The organism is Halobacillus sp. (assembly GCF_049282395.1).
Lineage (GTDB): Bacteria > Bacillota > Bacilli > Bacillales > Halobacillaceae > Halobacillus.
Genome location: NZ_JBAPTY010000006.1, coordinates 1 through 2,239 on the forward strand (window position 1 = coordinate 1; position 2,239 = coordinate 2,239).

2 protein-coding genes are annotated in these 2,239 nt (G+C 43.7%); both read left to right on the top strand.

What is annotated here, in order from left to right; genetic code table 11:
* Nucleotides 1-380 precede the first annotated feature (380 nt).
* Nucleotides 381-1,118 (top strand): oxygen-insensitive NADPH nitroreductase, encoded by a 738-nt coding sequence (gene nfsA / locus WAM07_RS00260; protein WP_422163776.1) that lies wholly within the window; start codon nt 381-383, stop codon nt 1,116-1,118.
* Between the two features lie 31 nt (nt 1,119-1,149).
* Nucleotides 1,150-1,884 carry an NAD-dependent protein deacylase gene (locus tag WAM07_RS00265; protein ID WP_422163777.1) on the top strand — a complete coding sequence of 245 codons (735 nt, stop codon included), beginning with the start codon at nt 1,150-1,152 and terminating at the stop codon, nt 1,882-1,884.
* The last annotated feature ends 355 nt before the right edge of the window (nt 1,885-2,239 follow it).

A 2,239-nucleotide genomic window follows, 5' to 3' on the forward strand; every position in this document is an offset into this window, starting at 1 on the left:
TGGAATCACCCCGAAAGACACGAACAGCATAAGCCGAGCATCAAAAGGACGGTGGTCTTCTCGTCCGTTGGTGAACGGCTTATGTCTCGAGTGTCTGGGTGATGAAACAAGACGAGTTATTTCCCCACTAGCCCTTCTCCATACAACGTAACGGACCCGAATTATCTTGAAATCGAGTCTTCAACAATCCGGCCCTTTAGCGTAATAAGTCTTTTATAAAGAAAACAACAACATAATTTAATAGAACTTTATATAAAAACGTAACATTAGCATCGTTTAAGAGAACCTACTAACAATCCAATCATTATTCAAACCCTAAAGAATCTGTTACCTTATATTTATGCAAACCCAACTTACAACTACTTTCAGGAGGCATAAATATGAACCAGACTATTGAAACGATATTAAACCATCGTTCGATCCGGAAATTTAAAGACATTCCACTAACAGACGAGCAGTTAGATACGATGCTTTCAGCTGCCCAGCAGGCCTCAACTTCGAGCTATATGATGGCTTACAGTATTATCGGAGTAACGGATCCAGAGAAAAAAGAAAAACTTGCTGAAATTACGGGGCAAAAATATGTTAAAGATAATGGACACCTTTTTATCTACTGCGCAGATCTGCACAGGCCGGCCATGATGGCATCTGATGAGGAATATGAACAGATGCTTGCCAACCTTGAAAACAGTGAGCATTTTTTAGTATCTTCTGTAGACGCTGCATTAGCTGCTCAAAATGCAGCCATCGCTGCAGAATCAATGGATCTTGGAATCTGCTATATTGGCAGTATTCGTAATAACTTAAGCCAGGTGGATGAACTGCTTTCCCTGCCGAAGCACGTCATTCCCCTTTTTGGTATGGTGACGGGCGTACCGGATCACCAGCCGGAACGTAAACCACGCCTGCCGCAAAAAGGTATATATTTTGAAAATGAATATAAAGAGTCCACCCAGGCTGTAGAAATATTTGATGCTCGGATTAAGGAATATTATCAATCCAGATCCAGCAATAACCGCATTGATTCCTGGACTGATCAGATGCTCCGTCGCTTTACTACACCAATGAGGATGGACGTCACTGATCTTGTACAGAAGAAAGGCTTCAATAAGCGATAATAGTTATAAAGGAAAATGGAGTGTGATCTACATGTTGAAAGACCTGGCTTCCAAGCTTAAAAAAGCAGATTCTATCGTAATTCTGACGGGAGCCGGGGTGTCTACAGCAAGCGGCATCCCTGACTTCCGTTCCAGTGAAGGACTGTGGTCGGAGGATGAAAGCCGAGAGTATTATATGTCGAGCGATTATTTCTACCACGACCCAGTAGATTTCTGGAACAAATACAAAACCATTTTTCAGATGAAATTGCTAAAAAACTATGCACCGAATCCCGTCCACCAGTTTATTAAGGAACTTGAATCAGATAAGCAGAAGGTAACAGTCATTACCCAAAACGTTGATGGCCTGCATCTCGCGGCAGACAGCAGCCATGTGATCGAGTATCATGGGACCTTAAACCGGGCAAGCTGTCCGTCATGCGGGGAATCGTACTCCCTTGATTATGTGATGAGTACGGAAACACCCTACTGCCAGAACTGCGGTGCTGTCCTGAAACCGGATGTCTTATTGTTCGGAGATATGATTACAGCTCATGACGAGGCGGAACAGGCTATCCAGTCGGCAGACTTCCTGCTTGTCATGGGAACGTCCCTCATGGTCACTCCTTTCAATCTTCTGCCTCACTATGCGAAGCAGGAAGTTGGAATGCAAGCAGCCTTAATTAATAGGGAGCCAACTGTTAAGGACCGGTTATTTGATTATGTCGTGCACGACGATTTATCTGCATCTGTTGAAAAACTAAGAGATTATCTCTCCTCTTTTTAATTTAAGAAATGAAGGCCAGCCCCTATTTTCAAGGTGCTGGCCTTTTTCATTTCATTCTTAAACCATGCGCCATCATAAGCAGGAAGCTTTTTATCTGTTAAACCTCCGTAATGCTTTTAAGATAAAGCTTCCGTTTGTGGAAGACTCAGTTTCGAGATAGCTGGGATCCGTTGCCTGGAAAGGACTAGGGTTGGTTGGGAAATAACTCGCTTTCCTATGGGGGAACGGTGAGCTTCCTCGCTCGTTTCACTCCCTGCGGGATCTCACCTAGTTCCTTCTCCCATGGGAGTCTCGCCATTTCCCCACCAACCCAACCATCTAATGTGAACGGACCCTTCTAGAAGAGAAAGATTTT

Coding starts and splice junctions, on each gene's coding strand:
- WAM07_RS00265 (WP_422163777.1), top strand. CDS start 1,150: ATGTTGAAAGACCTGGCTTCCAAGCTTAAAAAAGCAGATTCTATCGTA.
- nfsA (WP_422163776.1), top strand. CDS start 381: ATGAACCAGACTATTGAAACGATATTAAACCATCGTTCGATCCGGAAA.